The organism is Amycolatopsis rhizosphaerae (genome assembly GCF_007713715.1).
Classification (GTDB): Bacteria; Actinomycetota; Actinomycetes; order Mycobacteriales; family Pseudonocardiaceae; genus Amycolatopsis_E; species Amycolatopsis_E rhizosphaerae.
The window spans coordinates 1-2,232 of the sequence record NZ_VJWX01000749.1 but is presented as its reverse complement, the minus strand read 5'-3'; the positions used below and the strand labels follow the sequence as shown (position 1 = coordinate 2,232).

Genomic DNA, 2,232 nt, shown 5'->3' with positions numbered 1-2,232 from the left:
GGTCCACGCTTTCCAGCAGCTGAGACGCCCGTGCCGGAGTGGTCACCCGGCCGCCGGAACGGCGTAGCGCGGCCAGCCCCGCCGCGTGGGTGCGCTCCGGGTTGAGCAGCACGGCCGTCACGGCGACGCCGCGCCTGCGCAGGAAACTGCCCGCCCACAGGGCGTCCCCGCCGTTGTTGCCCGCCCCGACGAGCAGGGCCACCCGGCGGCCCGCGACGTGTCCGGTGTGTTCGGCGAGCAGATCGGCGGCCTGCACCGCGACCCCGAAGGCGGCACGCTGCATCAGCGCCCCTTCGGGGGTGGCGGCGAGCAGCCGCGCCTCCGCGGCCCGGAGGTGTTCGGTGGTCCAGATTCCCTGCACGCGGCCCTGTCTACTCCACGGTCACGGACTTCGCCAGATTGCGGGGTTTGTCGACGTCGTAACCGCGCGCACGGGCGATTTCCGCGGCGAGCACCTGGAGCGGCACGCTCGACACGAGCGGCTGCAACAGGGTCGGCACGGCGGGAATCTCCACCAGTTCGTCGGCGTAGGGGCGAACCGTGTCGTCGCCCTCCTCGGCGATGACGATGGTCCGCGCGCCGCGGGCCTGGATCTCGCTGATGTTGGACACCATCTTGGCGTGCAGCACCGCACGGCCCTTCGGGGACGGCATCACCACGACCACCGGGAGCCCCTCCTCGATCAGCGCGATCGGCCCGTGCTTGAGCTCGCCCGCCGCGAAACCTTCGGCGTGCATGTAGGCGAGCTCCTTGAGCTTGAGCGCACCCTCGAGTGCCACCGGGAACCCGACGTGCCTGCCGAGGAACAGCAGGGCCTTGGCGTCGGCCAGCTTCCGGCCGAGTTCCCGAACCTGCTCCACTGTGGACAGTGCTTTTTGTACCGCCGCGGGCATCGCCTCGAGCTCGGCGAACTCGCGGGCCACCTCGTCCGGGTACTTGGTGCCGCGGGCCTGGGCCAGGGCAAGGCCGACCAGGTAGTTCGCCGCGACCTGGGCCAGGAAGGTCTTGGTCGCCGCCACCCCGACCTCCGGCCCGGCGTGCGTGTAGAGCACGGCGTCGGACTCGCGCGGGATCTGTGCCCCATTGGTGTTGCAGATGGCCAGGACGCGCGCCTTCTGCGCACGGGCGTGCCGCACCGCCTCCAGCGTGTCGGCGGTCTCGCCGGACTGCGAGATGGCCACCACCAGCGTGTCCCGGTCCAGCACCGGATCCCGGTAGCGGAACTCGCTCGCCAGCTCCACCTCGACGGGCAGGCGCGTCCAGTGCTCGATGGCGTACTTCGCGATCAGGCCCGAGTGGTAGGCCGTCCCGCACGCGACGACGAAGACCTTGTCCACGTCCCGAAGGTCCTGATCGGACAGCCGCTGCTCGTCGAGGATGATGCGGCCGCGGTCGAAGTGCCCCCGCAGCGTGTTCGCCAGCGCCTCGGGCTGCTCGTCGATCTCCTTCAGCATGAAGTAGTCGTGGCCGCCCTTCTCGGCCGCCGACAGGTCCCAGGCGACGGTGAACGGCTTGGCCTGCGCGGGCTCCCCGGCGAAGTCGGTCACCTCGTACCCGTCACGGGTGATCGTCACGAGCTGGTCCTGGCCGAGTTCGACGGCCTCCCGGGTGTGCTCGATGAACGCGGCGACGTCCGAGGCGACGAAGGTCTCCCCATCCCCGACCCCGACCACGAGCGGCGAGGAGCGGCGTGCCGCCACGATCAGGTCCGGCTCGTCCGCGTGCGCGACGACCAGGGTGAAAGCGCCGTCGAGGCGGCGGCACACGGTGCGCACGCTCGCGGGCAGGTCACCGGCGGTGGGGCCGTCGGCGTAGGCGCGCGCGATCAGGTGCGCGGCGGTCTCGCTGTCGGTGTCGCTGGTCAGCTCGACCCCGTCGGCCTCCAGTTCGGCCCGCAGCGCGGCGAAGTTCTCGATGATGCCGTTGTGCACCACGGCGACCCGCTTGGTCGTGTCCCGGTGCGGATGCGAGTTCCGGTCGATCGGCGCACCGTGGGTGGCCCACCGGGTGTGGCCCATGCCCGCGGTACCCCGGAAACGATCACGGCCGGTCTCGTCCAGCCTGCCTTCCAGGTTCGCCAGACGCCCGGCCTTGCGCTCGACGGTCAGCGAGCCCGCTCCGTCCAGCACGGCGACGCCCGCCGAGTCGTATCCCCGGTACTCCATTCGCCGGAGCCCGCCGAGCACGACTTCCAGCGCGGGCCGGTGCCCGACGTATCCCACGATTCCGCAC

At 71.4% G+C, this 2,232-nt stretch carries 2 protein-coding genes; both read right to left on the bottom strand.

Annotation, left to right across the window (positions count from 1 at the left end):
• On the bottom strand, nucleotides 1-361 hold a 361-nt coding region (locus FNH05_RS36365), incomplete at its 3' end, for an NAD(P)H-hydrate epimerase (RefSeq protein WP_186382919.1).
• Nucleotides 362-371: 10 nt separating this feature from the next.
• A partial coding sequence (gene glmS / locus FNH05_RS36360) for a glutamine--fructose-6-phosphate transaminase (isomerizing) (protein ID WP_186382918.1) occupies nucleotides 372-2,232 on the bottom strand: 1,861 nt, incomplete at its 5' end.